We start from the raw sequence: 18296 nt of genomic DNA on the forward strand, positions 1-18296 counted from the left end.
AAAGATCAAAAGATCGCAGCCTTCGGCAGCTCCTACGGGGGCTTTAGATGAGGGTGTCTTTCTGGCATCCTGCGCCTCCATTTTCTGACCTGGCCTTATTGGCACTCGCCCCGTGACCTCATCTGACCACTCGAAAACTGCCCTTCGTTCCGACCTGATTTACGGCCTCTACGACCGCCCCCACTTCACTGCGACCCTCTTCGCCGCGCTGCAACATGTGCTGGCGAGCTTCGTCGGAATCATCACGCCCACCCTGATCATGGGCAGTGCCCTCGGCCTGCAAAGCGAAATACCCTACCTGATCAGCATGGCGTTGTTCGTTTCGGGCCTGGGCACCTTCGTCCAGGCGCGGCGCTTCGGCCCAATCGGCTCCGGTCTGTTGTGCCTGCAAGGCACCAGCTTCTCGTTTATCAGCGTAATTCTCAGCGCCGGGTTCATGGTCAAGGCGCGAGGCGGCGGCACCGATGAAATCCTCTCGACGATTTTCGGCGTGTGTTTCTTTGCCGCGTTCATCGAGGTGGTGCTGAGCCAGTTCATTGGCAAGTTGCGGATGCTGATTACCCCGGTGGTGACCGGCACCATCATCACCCTGATGGGGTTGTCGTTGGTCAAGGTCGCCATGACCGACATCGCCGGCGGTTTTGGCGCTGCGGACTTGGGGGCCGCTAGTCACTTGGCCCTGGCCGCGCTGGTGCTGGGCACCATCGTGGTGCTCAACCGGGTCGACGTGCCCTTCTTGCGTCTGGGCGCCATCGTGATCGGTTTGACCCTCGGCTACCTAGTTGCCTGGCTGATGGGTGACGTCGATTTCGCCAACATGGCCACCGTGCCGCTGATGAGCGTACCGGTGCCGTTCAAGTACGGCTTCAACTTCGACTGGGTGGCGTTCGTTCCGGTGGCAGTCATTTTTCTGGTCTCACCGCTTGAGGCTGCCGGCGACTTGACCGCCAACTCGATGATTTCCCAGCAACCGGTCAAAGGCCCGATCTACATTCAGCGGATCAAATCCGGCTTGCTCGCCGACGGCCTCAATTCAGCAATGGCGGCGGTCTTCAACAGCATGCCGATGGTGACCTTCGCGCAGAACAACGGGGTGATCCAGCTCACCGGCGTGGCCAGCCGTTATGTCGCATTCTTTATCGCCGGGCTGCTGGTATTGCTGGGGCTGTTCCCGATGATTGGCGCCGTGCTGCAACTGATGCCAAAACCGGTGCTGGGCGGCGCAGAATTGGTGATGTTCGGCACTGTGGCGGTGGCCGGGATCAAGATTCTCGCCGAGGCCGGCCTGCATCGACGCAATATGCTGATCGTGGCGATTTCGCTGGGCATGGGGCTGGGTGTTGCGGCTGTACCGCAAGTGTTGCGCGAATTGCCCACGGCGTTGCACAACATCTTCGAGTCGCCCATCACCGTCGGCGCGTTGTGCGCTATCGTGCTGAATATCTTTCTGCCCGAAGAATTCATCGAGCTGGAAGAAGACGATTTCGATCCGGAAGCTTCGATCCTCACGGTCATGGAGAACCCGGATGTCGCGCCCCACGGCGAACCACTCACGCCTGCCGTGGTCGCACAGGTGAACCGCTAACGCTGCTCGAGGGTCGAGCCGCCAGCGGTTCGACCCTTATTTTTTCGAGAGCTCGTTCATGCGCAGATTCCTCGCTTTAAGCCTTTCCCTGCTGTTGCTCAGCTTGAGCGCCTGCGCCCTGTTGCCCCATCGTGATCCGCTGAACATCAACGTGGTCGGCATCGAGCCGCTGCAAAACCAGGACATGGAAGTGCGCTTTGCGGTGAAACTGCGCCTGCAAAACCCCAACGAAACGCCCATCAACTACAACGGCGTGGCCCTCAGTCTGGAGGTCAATGGCCAGCCCCTGGCTTCTGGCGTGAGCGATCAAACGGGATCGATCCCGCGTTTCTCCGAAGCAATCATTACCGTGCCGGTGAGCATTTCGGCGTTTTCGGTGCTGCGCCAGACCCTTGGCCTGAGCCAGACGCAATCTCTCGACAACCTGCCTTACGTGTTACGCGGCAAGCTGTCTGGCGGCCTGACAGGCACCATGCGCTTTGTCGACAAAGGCACACTCAACCTGCCGGGTTCGACAGCGGGCACCTGGTAAATCAACTGCAGAACACAGCGCCTCAGATAAACCGCACACCCGGTTTGGCCCGTTCATCCACGATCAACTCGAACACGTCCGGGCGCGCATAGTGCCCAACCACGTCGTAGTCGTAGCGCGCACGCACCAGTTCGTCGGTGTCGATTTCGGCCGTGAGCAAACCCGCGCCGTCCAGCAGTGGCCCGGCCAGCACGTCGCCCATCGGGCCGATGATCACACTGCCGCCGGCAATCAACGGACGCTCGGCCGGCCAGTTGGCAATCTCCAGACCCAAGGCCTGTGGTGATTGCTGGACCTGACAGGCGCTGACCACAAAGCAACGTCCTTCATGGGCGATATGGCGCATGCTGACTTGCCACATTTCGCGCTCGTCGACCGTTGGCGCGCACCAGACCTCCACGCCCCTGGCGTACATCGCCGTGCGCAGCAGCGGCATCATGTTTTCCCAGCACACGGCAGCGCCAATTCGCCCGACCTGGCTGTCGATCACTGGCAAGGTCGAGCCGTCGCCCTTGCCCCAGATCAAGCGCTCGGTGCCGGTGGGCATCAGCTTGCGGTGCTTGGCCACCCACCCGGTTTGCGGTTCAAAGAACAACACAGTGCAATACAAGGTGCTGCCGGACCGCTCGATCACCCCCAGCACCAGACTCGCCCCAGTACGCGCAGACAGGCCCGCCAAGGCTTCGGTTTCGACGCCCGGCACCTCAATGGCATTGGCGAAATAGCGCGCAAAGGCCTCGCGGCCTTCCGGCAATCGGTAGCCCAACTGTGTACCGAAACCTTCGCCTTTGGGATAACCGCCGAGTAACGCCTCGGGCATGACCACCAGCCCCGCACCGGACTCGATGATCGCTTGTTCATAAGAAAGTATCTGTTCCAGGGTCTCGCCCTTGCCACCTGGCAACGAACCGATTTGCAACGCAGCAACGATGGACTTGGGCATCACGATAACTCCCTGAGCATTGAGGTGTTGCTCATTCTCCGGTCACCGCCGATCATGAATAAAGCCCAGTTCACTGCTGAAAGATATGAGCCAAATGAATATCGCCGACATTGACCTCAACCTGCTCAAAGTCTTCGAAGCCCTGCACGACGAGTCCAGCGCCAGCCGCGCCGCGCTGCGTTTGGGCGTCACGCAGTCCGCCGTGAGTGCGGCATTACGCCGGCTGCGCGATGTCTACGCCGATCAACTGTTCGTGCGCACCGGCCGAGGTCTCGCACCGACATTACGCGCCAATCAATTGAAGCCGGTGATCAGCGATGCGCTGAGCAAATGTCGACAAAGTCTGGCAATGGTCGACCCTGCGGCCAATCAGTACGAAGGTCGCTCAGTCACGGTGGGGTTGTCGGATGATTTCGAGATTGCCTATGGCCGGCGATTGATCGAGGAAATTGCCCAGCGCGCACCAAAGCTACGGCTGATCTTTCGTCAGACTCACAGTCAGATCGTTGCTCATGCCTTGATGGAGCGCAGCCTTGACCTGGCAATCACCGCTGGCGGTTTTGCCGAGCGCTTGCTCAGCCGTCAGGTGCTGGGCGAAGGTGGTTACCTGTGTCTGGTCGACCCCGACAGCCTGGCTGACGGACAACAGGAAATCGACCTCAACGAGTTTGTCGCTCGCGAGCACATTCTGGTGTCGTCGGGAGGGTTTATCGGCATTACCGATGAGGGATTGGCGGGCCTGGGGTTGAGTCGCCGGGTTTGCGCATCAACCACGCATTTTGCCGCGTTGCCGTTCCTGCTCAAGGGCAGCCGTGCGGTGGCGACGATCCCGGCCCATGCGGCGCAGAGCATCGCCGCACTCAGTGGTCTGGCACTGCTGCCCTGTCCGCTGGCATTGCCGCGTTATCCGATTGAACTGGGCTGGCGTACCAACAGCCAACTTGACCCGCCGTTGCTGAAAGTCCGCGACGCGATTGTCGCCAGTTTTTTACAGACACTGCCCCCGTAGGAGCTGGCGCAGCCTGCGATCTTTTCGGTGACTTCTTGCCGCGTCCAAGATCAAAAGATCGCAGCCTGCGGCAGCTCCTACTTGGCAGCCATCAAGCGATTGACTTCGCTACGGACCATGTTGGCGTATTCCGGCGGTGACAGGGTGTCCAGTTCGGAACGCACCCATTCGGCCCATTTGCCTTTGCGCTTGGAGCGCTCGCCGAACAAGCGTGCTGCTTCGCCTTTGGATTTACCCAGGTTGCTCTGCCAGAGATCGAACAGACGGGACTTTTCATCTTCAAGCGCAGCGCGCTCGGCAAGGGGCTTGTCGGCCAGATTGAAGCTCATGGGAGTTACCTGCTGCATAAAATAGGCGACATCTTACACTGTAGGCGGAAATATCCGGGGGCGGATTTTCCATTGGCGTTGAGTTTCAGGGCAAAAAAACTGCAACTTTTCCGCCGAGCCTACACTCCATTGATCACTGTCCCTTTACCTGCAAGGAGTCACCTGATGGCCCGAAAAATCCCGGTGCACGCAAACGACGACCAAATCAAGGATCAAGTCTTCAGCGAGCTTCAAGCATTGATCGAAGAGTCGGAGAAATTGCTCAAAAGCAGCGCCTCACTGGTCGGCGATGAAGCTGAAAACCTGCGCGGACAAATCGCGCTGAAACTGCGGCAGGCACGCGACTCCGTCTCCAGCGTGCGTGAGCGGACGCAGCCGGTGGTCGATGCGACCGAAACCTACATCGGCGGTCACCCTTGGCAAACCGTTGCGATCTCGGCCGGTTTTGGTCTGGTGGTGGGGTTGCTGCTGGGACGTCGCTGAAGAAACATGCCCCAAAAGATCGCAGCCTGCGGCAGCTCCTACGGGCGTACACAAAACCCTGTAGGAGCTGCCGCAGGTTCGGACCGCGTTCGGACGATCTTGCACGCGTATCAATTACCCGCCAGTTCCCGCAATTGCTCCAGGGTCTGCGCATCGAGCGCTATGCCCCCAGCCAGCGTCTTCGCCCGCTCGCGGTGACGTCGGTCACCCGGCAGGCGCCGCAGCCCAACGCCATGCATCTGCCTGACCAGTTCCTCACTGCGTTCGGCGAAACTCTGCCCGGCGGCTTTGCTCGGGTCGATCACAATCAGTAACTGCCCTGTCCACGGGGTTTTCGCCCCGGGATGATTCGACCAGTCGAACTCGAACGAAAAGTTGCCGCCGGTCAACGCCGCCGCCAGCAGTTCGACCATCATCGACAATGCCGAGCCTTTGTGCCCACCGAATGGCAGCAATGCACCGCCCTCCAGAATGGCTTTCGGGTCCTGTGTTGGCTGGCCCAGGCTGTCCACGCCCATACCAGGTGGCAAACGTTCGCCCTTGCGCGCAGCAATCTGTACGTCGCCATGGGCGATGGCGCTGGTGGCCAGGTCAAACACTATTGGCTCTGCGCCCGCACGGGGTGCAGCGAAGGCAATCGGGTTCGTGCCAAACAGCGGGCGATCGGCGCCGTGCGGCACCACACAGGTCATGCTGTTGACCACGCTCAGCGCCACCAGACCTTCATAGGCAAAGGGTTCGACGTCCGGCCAAAGTGCCGCGAAATGATGGGAATTGCGGATCGCCATGACCGCGATACCGGCGCTGCGGGCTTTCGCCACCAACAGGTCGCGGCCTGCGGCCAACGCCGGTTGGGCGAAGCCGTTGCCCGCGTCCACCCTGACAAAACCCGAGGCCACGTCCTCGACCACCGGAACGGCTTTGCCATTGACCCAGCCGCTGTTCAGCGTCGAGACATACCCCGGGATCCGGAACACCCCATGACTGTGGGCACCATCGCGTTCGGCACCGGCACAGTTTTGTGCCAATACCTGGGCGACCTCGATCGAGGTGCCATGTTGCAAAAAAATCCGGGTCAGTAACTGCACAAGCTCCGCGTAACTCACCACTGAGGTGTCCGGGTTGACAGCCATTTCGGGCGATACAGGCATCTGAAGCTCCACTTTTATTATTGAATACGGGCAACAGCGTGAAATCAGGTTGCACAGCAACCGAAAAACTTGCCGATTAAGTGCTGTTTTTCAGGTGATCTGTCAAGACTCAGGAGCGCGCAAACACCTCAAGCGATATGTACCGCACCTCAATGCTTCGCTGACCGTACTGTTTTTCCTCACCCACATACCCTGCCGATTGCAGCAGGGCGAGGAATCACGATGACTGCACCCATGCTCCCGTACTTTTTTCATGAAGCCAATCATGCCGCTGATGCGAAACAGCCCGGCGTTCGTGAAAAAACACTGGGATTTACAATCACTGACCTGAAATGGTTGAAACGGGTGTATTGGCCCACCCACGCAACCCGTATCGACGATGCTCATCCAATGCAAGTCGACCGGTTGATCCTGACGCCTCCAGGCAAGACGGCAATCTCCTTGGCCGGGGCCTTTATGATGAGCAAACCTGCGGGTGGGGAAGTGACGCTCTACACGCCCTATCAAGGACTTATCAAATTTGCGGATCAGGAGGACCTCAACAGTAAATTCAAGGAATGGTTGAGCGACGCCTCTTGCAAGGACGAACTGCTGCGCTATCTCTCCATCGAACAACGTCATGCCCTTCAGGACATCAACGATCCGATCATTTCAACAGAAGTCGTCGAAGAATCGGTATTTCAGGACCAGGAAAACGTCATTGCGCTGAATCAATCGCGCAATATCAACATGATGTTGGCCGAACTCATCAAGACGCCGACGCTACAGTCAATGCTCGACGAGACACTGGCTATCGCCCTGTACAAACGCTTCCCGGCACTGGAGCAACGTCATACGCGGATGGACAGCTTTGTCACTGCGGGCGGTAGCGACATCAATCGGCGCAGGGTGTCTTCCCTGTCGCTCAGTGACGCGGTCCTGCATTTTTACCTGACCAACGCCTGGCCGGAAGGTGAATTCCGGAGTTTTTTCAATCCAGCACATGGCGTTAGCAGCAATGACGACAATCAGGCCTGGGAAACGACCTTGAAAGAGGTCACACAGAGCTTCACGCCGCGCCTGCAAAGTTTGCTCGACACCTTCTGGAACAGTCCGATGAGTACCGCAGACTCACGCGCGGATTTTTTCGCCCAAAGCCTGCGTGATACCTACTGCATGGATCTGTTGTTCAAGCTCCAACAGGAGCTGTTAACGACTGAAGAGCACCAGCACTTGATGGCTGTTTGCCGCGCAGGCACTACCGTTCAATTGGCGACAAGCCCTTCGATTCAGGTCGAAAAAGTACGCGTCACGGCCCTCTACAAGCATTACGTGGAGCTGGCCTCCACCCTGATGATCAGCCCCCTCGACACATCGCAGACAACCGCCTATCTATACAGCCAGTATCGAGGCATTGAGGCCAGTACCGATCTGTCACAGATCCAGGACATCGTGTTGAGGATGACGAAAACCGGAGGGCATGAAGACAATCTGCTCAACTTCATGGCGTTGGAGGAGCGCGCTACCTTTCTCTCACTGGATCAGAACGAACGAAAGATTGTCGGCGTACCGACATCAGGCCCGGTGTTTCAGGACTTGATGACCGAGATCCTTGCCAAGCAGGCGCGAAATCTACAGTTTGCCTTGAGCCGCTACCGTGAAGCGCAAGGCACCGTTGCTCTGGATGCCCTGCTGGATAACGCTCTGGATGTACGGACATTGATCGACCCGCGTCTGTTGCGCGCCGACGCCGACGCCGACGGCCGTTGGAGTACGCGTGCAGATCAGCGATGGAATCACCAACCCGTCACCGTACGAGCAGAATCGGCGAAACCATTGTTGGCGCAACTCTCCAGTATCGGCACAGCGCTTGATCTTGAGTTCGAAAATAACCTCGTTCTGCCACAACAACCAAAGCATTTCAAGGATGTGCAAACCGTCATCGCGCCGTTCCTGAACCTTTTGACACCGAAACTGGCTTACGCCCTGTCTGTCGCTTTGCGCAGCGAAGTCAAATTAAGAACGTTAAGCCGTACGTTGTCGGTTGCGGACCAGGCCATTATCACCACCGTGCTCGACAGCCCGGTACGCTTGCAGCGTGGGGCACTGAACGGCTTTCTGCCTGATGTGTTTTCACTGGCAGTCAAGAGCGGCACGTCCTCACCCTTACTGCACCTGGCCAATTGTTTCATGCTCACAGAGCGCGGTGGCCTGGACCCGAATCATTCAGGAAGGGTCATTTTGTGGACCCCGGCCTTTGGGTTTGAAGCATTCGACTCATTGACACCGTTGAAAGCCGAGCTTCAAAGGCGCCTGCTCGATCCGGATGAACGTATGGCGCTGCTGGAAAACCTTGAGCGTGGAGATCGAGCAACTCACCAGGTATTTACCCTGGCGCCCTTGCAACTGGTTCACGAGCACTTTCTCAATCATTTGCAAAAGCCATATGGTCAATTACACAGGAAGTCTATCGAGCAGGCGCTGGCCTCGAAACTCCCCGAGGCCTCCCTGAAAAAACTACTGGGTTTGATTGCACCACGCCTACCGATCACAGGTCTGAATCGAGGCATGAGCATTGCCCAGTCCCTGATCACTCAGCAAAAGTTACCCGCATGGCTGGCGAAAGCATCAATCGCCGATCAAGTACTGCATGCCGAACTGCTTCAGCAATACCTGAACAATGCCGGTGACGATAAGGATTACCTGTCCGGCGTGACCTCGCTGACGCGTACCGCTCACACTGAACTCAAGAAACACCTCAAGACCGCCTTCAAACAGCATGACGTTGATCCAGATAACGTCGAGTTGCAGTTCAGCCCGCGCCTGACCAGCACCGGCCCGACCCAGACCCTGACGACATGTGCGCTGAATCATTTTGACGACCTGGATGCCCTGCCGATCAAGAAAATCACGTCACTCACCGAGGCCGCACTTCCCCCCGGGTTGAACGCAGACTATGTGAACAAACTGCTCCGCAATCTCAAACTTGGGGCGCTCCAGCAATCGGTCCTTGAGACGGCATTCGCATCGACCGATGCCAACGCTGCGTCTTACAGAACCCTGTTCGCCAAACAGTTACCCTGGCAACTGCTGCATTACGCTCATTCGGAGAAACTCCAGGAGCGCCTCAGCGAGACCGGGTTCAACCTGATTGCGCAGGTCATGAACATGCCGGACGCCATCGCCCGCGCGGCGCTCACAGGCGCGAACGCGCTGATTCGCCCGCTTGAGTTGGTTGCCACAGCCGGTGCGCAAGTGGCCGAGGCACTCGGGGTTTACCTGATCGGACCTGGCCCGGGAAAAGACGGCCCCCATGTACTCCTGGCGCCCTACAGCACCACCCATGGGATCAAGGAATATGAAAGTGAAAGCGATCTGTTGGCCGAGCTCAATACCACCGGGGCGTTGCAGGACTGGGTGCTCAAGTGCCTGCCAACGTCCCTCCGTGCGACCTATAAAAACCTCTGGGCCTCAACGCTCAACACGCCCAGCGAAATCAAACTGGCGTCCAACCCGATCACTGGAAATCTGCTCGGTCAGTTGTTCGACGACAACACGAACGTCCTGAAGCGGTTGCTCGGCACTCAGTCAGACAGTGATGCCAAGCGTGAATGGCACACTATAAAAGACGTCTTCGGCGAAGGCCTGGAACAGGCACTTACCTTCCTCAGCGGGAAGCTCGCCTACCCGATCACTGTCTGGCACAGCTACCTCGATATCAAAGCATCTGCTGAAGACCTTCAAGAACACAAATGGGGTAGCGCCCTCAAGGCGTTCATCAGTGGTATCGCGCAACTGGCGATGTTGCGCCAGTTGATGGAAGCACCGCCGAAGACGACAGTGGCCGAACCCGAACCTTCGCTGGAAGTACCCACCGGGAAACGTCAATGGCAGGACATCGACCTAACAGCCCCCGAACGAACCCACCTGCAGCGTCATGAAAGTATCGACGTCAATCTACAGTCACTGACACCGGCCTCGGTATCGGGGCTCTACATTCACCCAATTACCAAAAAGTACTACGCACCGGTAGAGGGAAAGGTCTATCGCGTCGAAAAGCGTGGCACTCCCTGGCGCATTGTCAGTGATCGCGGCGAGGGTCCCCAGTTGCTGCAGAACACCTCAAAACAGTGGACTCTCGACCTATCGGCAACCACCCCGCGCTACGGAATGCTCAACCGGCTAAAGACGCGTATCAGCCGTCAGGCGGGTATGAATGTAGAAGCCACTGGCATGCGCGCGATTCGTCAGCTCTATCCGGTCAGGGCCCGATTGATTGATGAAGCCCTGGACCTCGCGACCACCTACGTCTGGAACAGTTATCAGAACCTGAGGTTGATCAATACAAGCTCGGCACCGACGACACGCGTGCATCGACTGATCAAGGACTTCCTCGGTGTGCCGGCGGTACTGCCCGAACATGTGGTGAAGATTGAGAAAGTCATCGGCGAGATCTTTGGCGCGTTACTGGACCCGGACCTGAGAAAAGTGGACTCCAAACGTTTTGTTGTGGGCACGAGTCGTGAGGACCCCGAGAGTGTGTTTGCTTTTACCATCCCGGATGACGTGGGGAAAAAACTCCATCTGCTGGAAAAATTCTTTCTCCCCAGGCTCGAACATTACCGCAACTACATGACGGAGCCATCCTTTGCCATCAGCGTCCATGCCCGCGCAACAACGCTGATCCATGAGCTATCGCATCTCGTCAGCAAGACCGAGGATATTACCTACCTGGACACCAGCAAGCCCTTTGCCGATCTGCTGGGAACGTTCAATCCAGGTGCCCGGAAACTCAAGGACAGGTTGACGACACTCCAGCAGAAAGCGCTATCAAGCCGGACGCCCCTGACTCAGCTCTTCAAGAGCTTTAATCCCGCCAGCGACGAGTGGGAAGACTTGGGTAGCACTGTCTACGAAAACACGGTCGACGCGCTGAAGCATGTCCTGACGCTGACCGGACAACAAACTCTACAGGCAGCCCGCGCAACCTTCATGAGCGATTCAAACGTGAGGCTGGCCGTGCAACTGGGCAATGCCGACTCCGTTGCCTGGCTTATCAGCCACTTGGGGCGCCAACTGGATATCAGCACGCCTTGACGCTGAAGGCCGCAACCCTGAGGGGCGCGGCCTTCATTCAGGCTTTCGGCAAACTAAACGACTCTGCCCTCGACCAACAGCCGTTGGGTCAGCCTGACGTGCCAAGTAACGAATCAACATGACAAAAATTTAATGGCGTAAACCCCGGTAAAAACAGCCCATCTCACCTTGCGCTGACGTGGTTCCGACAAATTTTCTACATACGAACCCTCATGATTTGCGCAGCTCATTCGTCATTAATCAATGAGAGCGCCCATCACTTTTTTCCTGGTCAGGCTCTGAAAAGGAGTTTTTGCATGTACAACTCGCAATTGCCAACGGATGGCAACTCTGCGCCAAACGGTTCGCTGAACCTGGACGCTGGCGCGTTCACCAAAAACGCTGAACGCCACAACAACGAGCGCATCAGGCAGTTGCTCAAAAGCTTCGGCCTGCGAACCAGCCTGATTCGCCTGAAAGTGATCGACGCGCTACTGACCGCTGCCGAGAGCGATCGCCCGCAAGGGGTGCGCGGCGTGCATAGCCACTTGCTGGACCTGGATATACCCCTGTCTTTTCTCAGCGTTCGCGAAGTGCTGAAGCGACTGTGCAGCGAAGGCGTGGTTGTCTTGAACGATGACAAGAGCTACAGCCTGCACCCGCAAGCCGCAGCCGTGCTCTACGGCAGTCAATGACGCGTTACCGCGTCGCCTAGGCTCTGTACGAAAACTGCCTGCGCGTCGACCAGGCTGCGTTAAAAACAGGCTCGGACGAACGGAGTGAGAACGTCCGAAGGACGGCCCGAAGGGGTCGCGCAGCGGATAATGCTCATTTAGGGACCTAAAGTCGCGTGCGACCCCAGCCGTTCCTCGCCTGTTTTTGCCTTGCCTGATCGCCGCTCGGCGAGTTTTCGTACAGAGCCTAAGGTTTGACCTTGCGCCGCATCACCCCATTGATCACTACAACGACCACCGCCACGCCAATAGCGATGTACTGGAACAACTTTTCGCTGATCATTCCGGTGCTCTGCATGTACGACAGACCAAGCATGATCCCCAGCACGACAAGGGAGATCAGAATCGAATATTTCAAACGTTGCGACTGGGTCATTACGGGTTCCTGAACCTGAACATATGTATCCGGTTTGTATCGTGGCGCATGCCAAGCTCATACGCTTCTTCGGGGATGAGCGGCTGCAAGCGGGGTCTCATGTTACAGCCCATGAAGCATTTTGGCTTCATGCGGTTCAAACGATGAGGATTGAGAAATGTTCCGTCGAATCACACTGCTGATTCCCCTGCTGATTATCCTGACCATGAGCGGTTGCGTATGTTTCCCATGCGGAGGTGGCTGGCATGGCGACCACCGCTACTACCATGATGGCTACTACCGCCGTTGACTTGTTTTAAGCGGCGCGCTCACCTCATTAAGTGCTCCCCTGTTCTCAATAGTTGACAACTATTGAGAACACCACGACATTGCATCGCGCGTTGGAATTGGGCATCAATTTGCTCGATACCGCCGATATTGATGGTCCGCACACTAGCGAAGAGCTGCTATGTGTGACGGACCTGTTGCGCTTGAGGATCAGGCTTTGCCGTTGACACCTTTGGTGTTCGGAACAGCTGTGCCGTTGCCCATGCCATAGGTTTTCAGGTTCTGCAGTACATAAATCGCCTTCTTGTACTCGGGGATCAGGTGATTGGCGTACTTGTTACCTTTGAGGTTATTGCTCTGAATGTTGTCCAGTTGCGTGGCGAAGTACTCCAGCGCATTGAATTTTTCATCCGGGTTTTTCTGCACCCCAAAGCGATCGAACTTGTCGCCGGCGTTGAGCAGCGTCAGAGCCGTCACATCGCTGATCAAACCCCGATCCCGCAAAAAGGCGCTGACGTTTCCGAGCTGTTTGACCGTGACCGTCTCGGGGTCGAATCCCTTGAAGTTCTTGTAGAGCTTCTGCTCGTTCATTTTTGCAGTGTTCAGTGCTAATGGGTCGTTACCCACCAATGCGAGCATCTGCTTGACCTTGACGCTCTGCGACACGGGTTTACTGCCCCCCGTTCCGCCCTCGCGAACCAGTAAACCGGCCTTGCTGGTCCAGCCTCCGACATAACCGATCGTCATGACAATGCCCCTGTGCGCAGACGTCCTTGTAAGGCGACCATAAAAAGTCCTTATTCAACCGATGGAATTGCGCGCAAGTATCAATGTGCCAGTGCCCCTCCACCTACAAATATTTCAGCCTTTTACAATTCTTGTACAATTCGGATACAAACCACCAAACCCTTGAATCCATTGGCTTGAAACCATTGTTTAACCATCAGACCATCATTGAATTCGCTTGAAACCGCGGAAAAAACACGTTGCCAGTCCGGGATGAAAGCGAACATGGCTCACGCCCGTGACTGACCGGTCGTCCATAAAAAGCCTGTTTTGGGACCATAGTACTAAAGGCCGTCTACCGCAGGCCGATAGCTGCTAAACGCCGCACCAATTCAACAAGAGCGCTTAGCACAAGGACAGGTTCAATGCCCGCACTCCGTACCATTCAAGCCCGTTACACGCTGTTTCTGGTGCTGTTTATCCTGCTGTTATTCGCCTTGACAGTGGTGGGTATCAGCCAGTTGGTCGCGCCGAAACTCCGGCACACGGAAGAACAGGTGGCCCTGAACCGCATCGCCGAAGTGGCCGAACAGATCCAGGGCGAACTGAACAAGGTTCAAGCGCAGCAACGCAGCATCACCCAGACCATCCCCCTGCTCGACAGCGCGACCATCGACACCGTGTTGCCTGGTCTGGTGGACCAGTACGGTGAACTGAAAGTGTTTGGTGGCGGGATCTGGCCATTGCCTGGCCAGCGCGAAGCCGGACGCAACAAATTCAGTACCTTCTGGCACCGGGATGCGTCGGGCAAGCTGGCCGTCAACACCTTCTGGAACAGTGACGCGGCGCCCAACTATTACGACCAGTCCTGGTACAAGGGCGGAATGCAGACACCCCGCGGCCAATGCGCCTGGGCCGCGGCCTATAAGGACGACGCCAGCGCCGAACCGCGCACCAACTGCGCCATGGCGATAGCGCGCAACGGCGTGCCGTACGGGGTCGCGACCATTGACGTCACCCTGGGTTTTTTCAATGAACTGGTGGCGCGCAAGGAAAAAGACCTGGGCGCCGAAATGCTGATTGTCGAGGCCGACGGCAAGATCATCAGCAACAGCTCGCGCATCAGTGGCCCGATTGTCTTGAAAAACATCAGTGAGCTGGCGGGCAACTCGCCGTTTGCCGCGCAGATCAAAACCGCGCTTGAGCGCCGTAACACCTCGCTGCAACGCGTCGAGTTCGACAATCAAGGCGTGGCGAACACCTTCTTCATGCGACCGATCGAGGGCACCCCGTGGTTCCTCGCCACCGCCCTGCCGACCACGCTGATCACCGCTCAGCGTGACGATGTACTGAGCACCTTGAGTCTGCTGCAGATCCCGATGGTCCTGCTGCTGGTGCTGCTGCAAATGTATGCGATCCGCCAACTGATCCAGCGTATGAAAGCCTTGAAAGCCAACATTGATGCACTGTCCGGCGGCGACGCCGACCTGACCCGACGCATCACCATTCGCGCCGAGGATGAACTGGGCGCGATCGGCCATTCGGTCAACACCTTCATCGCCTACCTGCAAAACATGATCGGCGAAGTCACTCAGGCCACAGGCGCCATGGCCTCAAGCCTGGACAAACTGCAACAGACCTCGGCACACACCAACCAGATCCTGCAGCGTCACGCCTCCGAGACCGACCAGACCGTCACCGCCATCACCGAGATGAGTTCTACCGCCGATAGCGTCGCCGAGAATGCTGCCGAAACCGCCGCGTTTACCCAACGTGCCAACGAACACGCGGACCGCTCGCGGGTGGTGGTGGGCGAAGCCTCAACCAGCGTGATCGCGTTGATCGACGAAGTGGCCAGCGCCACCCACAAAGTCGAAAGCATGCAGCAGGACGCCCAGCGCATCACCGAAATCCTCGGGGTGATCGGTGCCATTGCCGGACAAACCAACCTGCTGGCACTCAACGCCGCGATCGAAGCCGCGCGGGCCGGCGAACAAGGTCGAGGCTTTGCAGTGGTCGCCGATGAAGTACGCGCCCTCGCCGCCCGTACCCAGGCCAGCACCTCGGAGATCAACGAGATGCTCACCCGCCTGACCCAAGGTGTCAGCTCTTCGGTGGCGGCGATGGAAAACACCCAGGCCAGCTGTCAGTCCGCCGCCGATGCGACAGCGCGAGTCAACGCCGGGCTCGATGAAATGGCCGGCTCGGTCAGCCACATCAACAGCCTCAGCACCCAGATCGCCACCGCCGCCGAGCAACAAAGCGCGGTGACCGAGGAAATCAACCGCAGCATGGTGCAGATCCGCCATATGGTCGAAGAGCTGGTGCAAAGCGGTCACGCTACCGAGCTCAATACTCGCCAGCTGCTGGACGCCAATACTCGGGTCAGTTCGATCATGGGGCGCTTCAAGGTCAAGTGAGCCAGGCAATGACGCCCGCGCGTTTCGCGTGGGCATAACTGTCAAGATCTGCCTTCAAGGGATGTCTATGTATAACGTTGAAACATAAGTGCCCTGCTTCATCGGGGAAAATGGTCAAAATGCGCTGCGTGAAATGATCAGCGAGAGATAACCGATGAAAACCACACTGCGTCTGGCAGCCCTTTCTGCCTTGCTCATCAGCTCCCTGGCCCAGGCGGCCGAGCTGATTCCGATCGATGTCCACCGCGATGCCAATTGCGGTTGCTGCAAAAAGTGGATCGTGCATCTGGAAACCAACGGCTTCAAGGTCAACGACCACGTCGAAGCCAATATGAGCGAAGTCAAACAGCGCCTTGGCGTCCCGCCGCGACTGGCTTCATGTCACACCGCTGTGATCAACGGCAAATTCGTCGAAGGCCATGTTCCCGCTGAACAGGTACTGGCCTTGAGTAAATCCGACCTGCTCGGCGTGGCCGCTCCGGGCATGCCCATGGGCTCGCCAGGCATGGAAATGGAGGGCATGGCCGATGCTTATCAGGTCATGGGGTTGACCAGGAATGGCACCGATGAAGTGATCGCCGACTACCCGGCCCGGTAATCGCAAATCCTTTTGCGGTGTCTACGCGATAGCGAACGCTTTTTCTGCTGCTGCCATCCGCACCAATAGAGTGCGGACGGCTCTTTGCCTCGCCCCACTCTCTGGCAACCCTCTCCCTCTTTTTGTGCCTCGGCTGCGAAAGAACTTGCACTTCGTCGGTGCGGGTGCAGCTCATTGAGCCCGGAAATCGTGGCGGCAGAACCGATTGTCGAACAATTTCAAAACGTCACACACTCCGCTCTAAGTTCTGACCTAGACTCCATTTCGTGACTGGAAACCGGCCGGTCATTTTGTGGGGAAAAACTCGAAACTTTCTGCCGAAGTAACGGGTCAGGTTAAAGGTAAGGCCGCAGCGACTGGTGCAATCCTTGCAACGACCACTACAGCCTTTGAGATTCAGCGCATCGACCAGCGTTTGCTGTTCCTTGCGTAGCGCTTTTGCGCCCGGCCACAGGAACTGGCCGCCTGCATCGTGGGGTGAGATGCCTGAAACAGATCAATAAAACGGGAGAAACACATGAACAGTGCCGCTTTAGAAATCCAGGGAGAGCGTTCTCACCAGCAAATTGGCGAGCCGACCTCGATGTCGGTTCTTGCCCCGGGTGCGAAAACGGTACTGCCCGCTCCACGTCAGAATCCAAACAAGAAGAAAGTGCTGTTTGTGACCTCGGAAATCGCCGATCTGGTGAAAACCGGTGGCTTGGGTGACGTTTCTGCCGCATTGCCCCGAGCCATGGCCCATTTGCACGATGTTCGGGTGTTGATTCCCGGTTATCCGCAAGTGATGCACAGCGAAAACCCGATCCACATCATCGGCGAACTGGGCGGTCACGCGGCCTTGCCCCCCTGCAAGATTGGCCGCATGGACATGCCGGACGGGCTGGTCATCTACGTCTTGATCTGCCCCGAACTGTACGAGCGTGAGGGGTCGCCCTACGGCGCCAACAATGGCCGCGACTGGCCGGACAACCATATTCGTTTTGCCCGTCTGGGCCTGGCAGCCGCCGACATCGCCGCCAATCTGGCACAGATTCACTGGCGCCCGGATCTGGTGCACGCCCACGACTGGCCCGCAGGCTTGGCCCCGGCCTACATGCACTGGCGTGGTCAGCGCACGCCGACTCTGTTCACCATTCATAACCTCGCTTACCAAGGCGTGGTCAGCCTCGCCTCTTGCCCCGAACTGGGTATTCCCGAACATGCCCTGCAACAGGAAGGCATGGAGTTCTACGGCAAACTGTCGTTCCTCAAGGCTGGCATGGCCTATTCGAGCCATATCACCACCGTCAGCGCGACCTACGCCCAGGAAATCACCACCCCGGCCTTCGGCTGCGGTCTCGACGGTTTCCTTGCCAGCAAGACCCAGCAAGGTCTGCTCAGCGGCATCCCGAATGGCATCGACGAAAGTTGGGACGCTGCGACCGATCCCCACCTGTATTGCCCGTTCAGCATCGGCGACTGGGACGGCAAAGCAGTGAATGCTGCCCACGTGCGCGAGCTGTTCGGTCTGAAAGACTCCAAGGGTCCGCTGTTCGCGGTGGTCTCGCGATTGGTGTACCAAAAAGGCCTGGACCTGACCGAAGCCGTGTCCGAGTTTATTGTGTCTTCGGGTGGGCAAATCGCGATCATCGGCCGGGGCGAGCCGGAAGAGGAACAAGCCATGCGTGCCCTGGCCCTGCGTTTTCCAGGGCAGATCGGTGTGCGCATCGGCTTTAACGAAACCGATGCGCGGCGGATGTTTGCCGGCAGTGATTTCCTGTTGATGCCCTCACGCTATGAACCCTGCGGCTTGAGCCAGATGTATGCACAGCGTTTCGGCTCGTTGCCGGTCGCACGCAACACCGGAGGGCTGGCCGACACCATCGAAAATGGCGTCACCGGTTTTCTCTTCGATGAATCCACGGTTGCCAGCTACGAGGAAGCCTTGCGTCGGGCGTTCAAGGTGTTCGCCTACCCGGCCCTGTTGAACGCCATGCGCTGCCGGGCCATGGCCGCGCCGTTCAACTGGTGCAAGGCGGTCGAGCCCTATGCTGAGCTCTATGAGCAACTGGTCGCCAAGGCGTTGGGTCAGTCGGTCAAGCCGTGAGA

15 protein-coding genes and 1 pseudogene are annotated in these 18296 nt (G+C 57.7%); 11 read left to right on the forward strand and 5 right to left on the reverse strand.

Annotation, left to right across the window (positions count from 1 at the left end; all coding sequences use genetic code 11):
* The first annotated feature begins 112 nt into the window (after nt 1-112).
* The gene (locus BLL42_RS00775; RefSeq protein WP_071550263.1) at nt 113-1585 is read left to right on the forward strand and encodes a nucleobase:cation symporter-2 family protein; all 1473 of its coding nucleotides are present in this window, start codon (nt 113-115) and stop codon (nt 1583-1585) included.
* A 58-nt stretch (nt 1586-1643) separates the two neighbouring features.
* Entirely contained in the window at nt 1644-2117 is a 474-nt protein-coding gene (locus BLL42_RS00780; RefSeq protein ID WP_071550265.1) for an LEA/WHy family protein, read from the forward strand.
* 22 nt (nt 2118-2139) lie between these two features.
* Here BLL42_RS00780 and BLL42_RS00785 read toward each other — a convergent pair whose 3' ends face one another.
* Nucleotides 2140-3060 carry a carbon-nitrogen hydrolase family protein gene (locus tag BLL42_RS00785; RefSeq protein ID WP_071550267.1) on the reverse strand — a complete coding sequence of 307 codons (921 nt, stop codon included), beginning with the start codon at nt 3058-3060 and terminating at the stop codon, nt 2140-2142.
* Nucleotides 3061-3145: 85 nt separating this feature from the next.
* On the opposite strand from BLL42_RS00785, the gene BLL42_RS00790 reads away from it, so the two are divergent.
* Nucleotides 3146-4069: a LysR substrate-binding domain-containing protein gene (locus tag BLL42_RS00790; RefSeq protein WP_071550268.1), complete on the forward strand. Its 924-nt coding sequence runs from the start codon at nt 3146-3148 to the stop codon at nt 4067-4069.
* A 77-nt stretch (nt 4070-4146) separates the two neighbouring features.
* Here BLL42_RS00790 and BLL42_RS00795 read toward each other — a convergent pair whose 3' ends face one another.
* Nucleotides 4147-4398, reverse strand: a complete 252-nt coding sequence (locus BLL42_RS00795; RefSeq protein ID WP_071550269.1) for a hypothetical protein — start codon at nt 4396-4398, stop codon at nt 4147-4149.
* A gap of 165 nt (nt 4399-4563) precedes the next feature.
* Here BLL42_RS00795 and BLL42_RS00800 point away from each other — a divergent pair, with 165 nt between their 5' ends.
* The gene (locus tag BLL42_RS00800; protein ID WP_071550271.1) at nt 4564-4881 is read left to right on the forward strand and encodes an ElaB/YgaM/YqjD family protein; all 318 of its coding nucleotides are present in this window, start codon (nt 4564-4566) and stop codon (nt 4879-4881) included.
* A gap of 110 nt (nt 4882-4991) precedes the next feature.
* Here the strand turns inward: BLL42_RS00800 and BLL42_RS00805 are convergent, their stop codons facing one another.
* On the reverse strand, nt 4992-6032 hold the full coding sequence (locus tag BLL42_RS00805) for an Ldh family oxidoreductase (protein WP_071550273.1): 1041 nt from the start codon (nt 6030-6032) through the stop codon (nt 4992-4994).
* 222 nt (nt 6033-6254) lie between these two features.
* Here BLL42_RS00805 and BLL42_RS00810 point away from each other — a divergent pair, with 222 nt between their 5' ends.
* On the forward strand, nt 6255-11108 hold the full coding sequence (locus BLL42_RS00810) for a dermonecrotic toxin domain-containing protein (protein ID WP_071550275.1): 4854 nt from the start codon (nt 6255-6257) through the stop codon (nt 11106-11108).
* Nucleotides 11109-11404: 296 nt separating this feature from the next.
* Nucleotides 11405-11782: a fe2+ zn2+ uptake regulation protein gene (locus BLL42_RS00815; protein ID WP_071550277.1), complete on the forward strand. Its 378-nt coding sequence runs from the start codon at nt 11405-11407 to the stop codon at nt 11780-11782.
* Between the two features lie 226 nt (nt 11783-12008).
* On the opposite strand, the gene BLL42_RS00820 is transcribed toward BLL42_RS00815, so the two are convergent.
* Nucleotides 12009-12197 (reverse strand): hypothetical protein, encoded by a 189-nt coding sequence (locus tag BLL42_RS00820; RefSeq protein WP_071550279.1) that lies wholly within the window; start codon nt 12195-12197, stop codon nt 12009-12011.
* A 157-nt stretch (nt 12198-12354) separates the two neighbouring features.
* Between BLL42_RS00820 and BLL42_RS30740 the strand changes: the two genes are divergently transcribed.
* Together BLL42_RS30740 and BLL42_RS30940 are read left to right on the forward strand one after the other, a co-directional pair.
* The gene (locus BLL42_RS30740) at nt 12355-12486 is read left to right on the forward strand and encodes a hypothetical protein (protein ID WP_269086204.1); all 132 of its coding nucleotides are present in this window, start codon (nt 12355-12357) and stop codon (nt 12484-12486) included.
* A gap of 58 nt (nt 12487-12544) precedes the next feature.
* Nucleotides 12545-12646 (forward strand): annotated as a pseudogene (locus tag BLL42_RS30940) (aldo/keto reductase); the annotation flags it as partial.
* Between the two features lie 28 nt (nt 12647-12674).
* Here the strand turns inward: BLL42_RS30940 and BLL42_RS00825 are convergent.
* Nucleotides 12675-13211: a hypothetical protein gene (locus BLL42_RS00825; RefSeq protein WP_071550281.1), complete on the reverse strand. Its 537-nt coding sequence runs from the start codon at nt 13209-13211 to the stop codon at nt 12675-12677.
* A 404-nt stretch (nt 13212-13615) separates the two neighbouring features.
* On the opposite strand from BLL42_RS00825, the gene BLL42_RS00830 reads away from it, so the two are divergent.
* The 3 genes from BLL42_RS00830 to glgA all read left to right on the forward strand — a co-directional run bounded on the left by BLL42_RS00830 (nt 13616) and on the right by glgA (nt 18294).
* Nucleotides 13616-15610, forward strand: coding sequence for a methyl-accepting chemotaxis protein (locus BLL42_RS00830; protein WP_071550283.1), 1995 nt, complete (start codon nt 13616-13618; stop codon nt 15608-15610).
* 154 nt (nt 15611-15764) lie between these two features.
* Nucleotides 15765-16208: a DUF411 domain-containing protein gene (locus BLL42_RS00835; RefSeq protein ID WP_071550285.1), complete on the forward strand. Its 444-nt coding sequence runs from the start codon at nt 15765-15767 to the stop codon at nt 16206-16208.
* Nucleotides 16209-16725: 517 nt separating this feature from the next.
* Nucleotides 16726-18294 carry a glycogen synthase GlgA gene (glgA, locus tag BLL42_RS00840; RefSeq protein ID WP_071550286.1) on the forward strand — a complete coding sequence of 523 codons (1569 nt, stop codon included), beginning with the start codon at nt 16726-16728 and terminating at the stop codon, nt 18292-18294.
* Nucleotides 18295-18296 lie beyond the last annotated feature (2 nt).

Origin of the sequence: Pseudomonas frederiksbergensis, from assembly GCF_001874645.1 — a bacterium.
In the GTDB taxonomy this organism is placed as follows: domain Bacteria; phylum Pseudomonadota; class Gammaproteobacteria; order Pseudomonadales; family Pseudomonadaceae; genus Aquipseudomonas; species Aquipseudomonas frederiksbergensis_B.

Bases quoted from the DNA above. Each gene is read 5' to 3' on its own strand.
- BLL42_RS00780 (WP_071550265.1), top strand. From the start codon at position 1,644: ATGCGCAGATTCCTCGCTTTAAGCCTTTCCCTGCTGTTGCTCAGCTTG.
- BLL42_RS00785 (WP_071550267.1), bottom strand. From the start codon at position 3,060: ATGCCCAAGTCCATCGTTGCTGCGTTGCAAATCGGTTCGTTGCCAGGT.
- BLL42_RS00790 (WP_071550268.1), top strand. From the start codon at position 3,146: ATGAGCCAAATGAATATCGCCGACATTGACCTCAACCTGCTCAAAGTC.
- BLL42_RS00795 (WP_071550269.1), bottom strand. From the start codon at position 4,398: ATGAGCTTCAATCTGGCCGACAAGCCCCTTGCCGAGCGCGCTGCGCTT.
- BLL42_RS00800 (WP_071550271.1), top strand. From the start codon at position 4,564: ATGGCCCGAAAAATCCCGGTGCACGCAAACGACGACCAAATCAAGGAT.
- BLL42_RS00805 (WP_071550273.1), bottom strand. From the start codon at position 6,032: ATGCCTGTATCGCCCGAAATGGCTGTCAACCCGGACACCTCAGTGGTG.
- BLL42_RS00810 (WP_071550275.1), top strand. From the start codon at position 6,255: ATGACTGCACCCATGCTCCCGTACTTTTTTCATGAAGCCAATCATGCC.
- BLL42_RS00815 (WP_071550277.1), top strand. From the start codon at position 11,405: ATGTACAACTCGCAATTGCCAACGGATGGCAACTCTGCGCCAAACGGT.
- BLL42_RS00820 (WP_071550279.1), bottom strand. From the start codon at position 12,197: ATGACCCAGTCGCAACGTTTGAAATATTCGATTCTGATCTCCCTTGTC.
- BLL42_RS30740 (WP_269086204.1), top strand. From the start codon at position 12,355: ATGTTCCGTCGAATCACACTGCTGATTCCCCTGCTGATTATCCTGACC.
- BLL42_RS00825 (WP_071550281.1), bottom strand. From the start codon at position 13,211: ATGACGATCGGTTATGTCGGAGGCTGGACCAGCAAGGCCGGTTTACTG.
- BLL42_RS00830 (WP_071550283.1), top strand. From the start codon at position 13,616: ATGCCCGCACTCCGTACCATTCAAGCCCGTTACACGCTGTTTCTGGTG.
- BLL42_RS00835 (WP_071550285.1), top strand. From the start codon at position 15,765: ATGAAAACCACACTGCGTCTGGCAGCCCTTTCTGCCTTGCTCATCAGC.
- glgA (WP_071550286.1), top strand. From the start codon at position 16,726: ATGAACAGTGCCGCTTTAGAAATCCAGGGAGAGCGTTCTCACCAGCAA.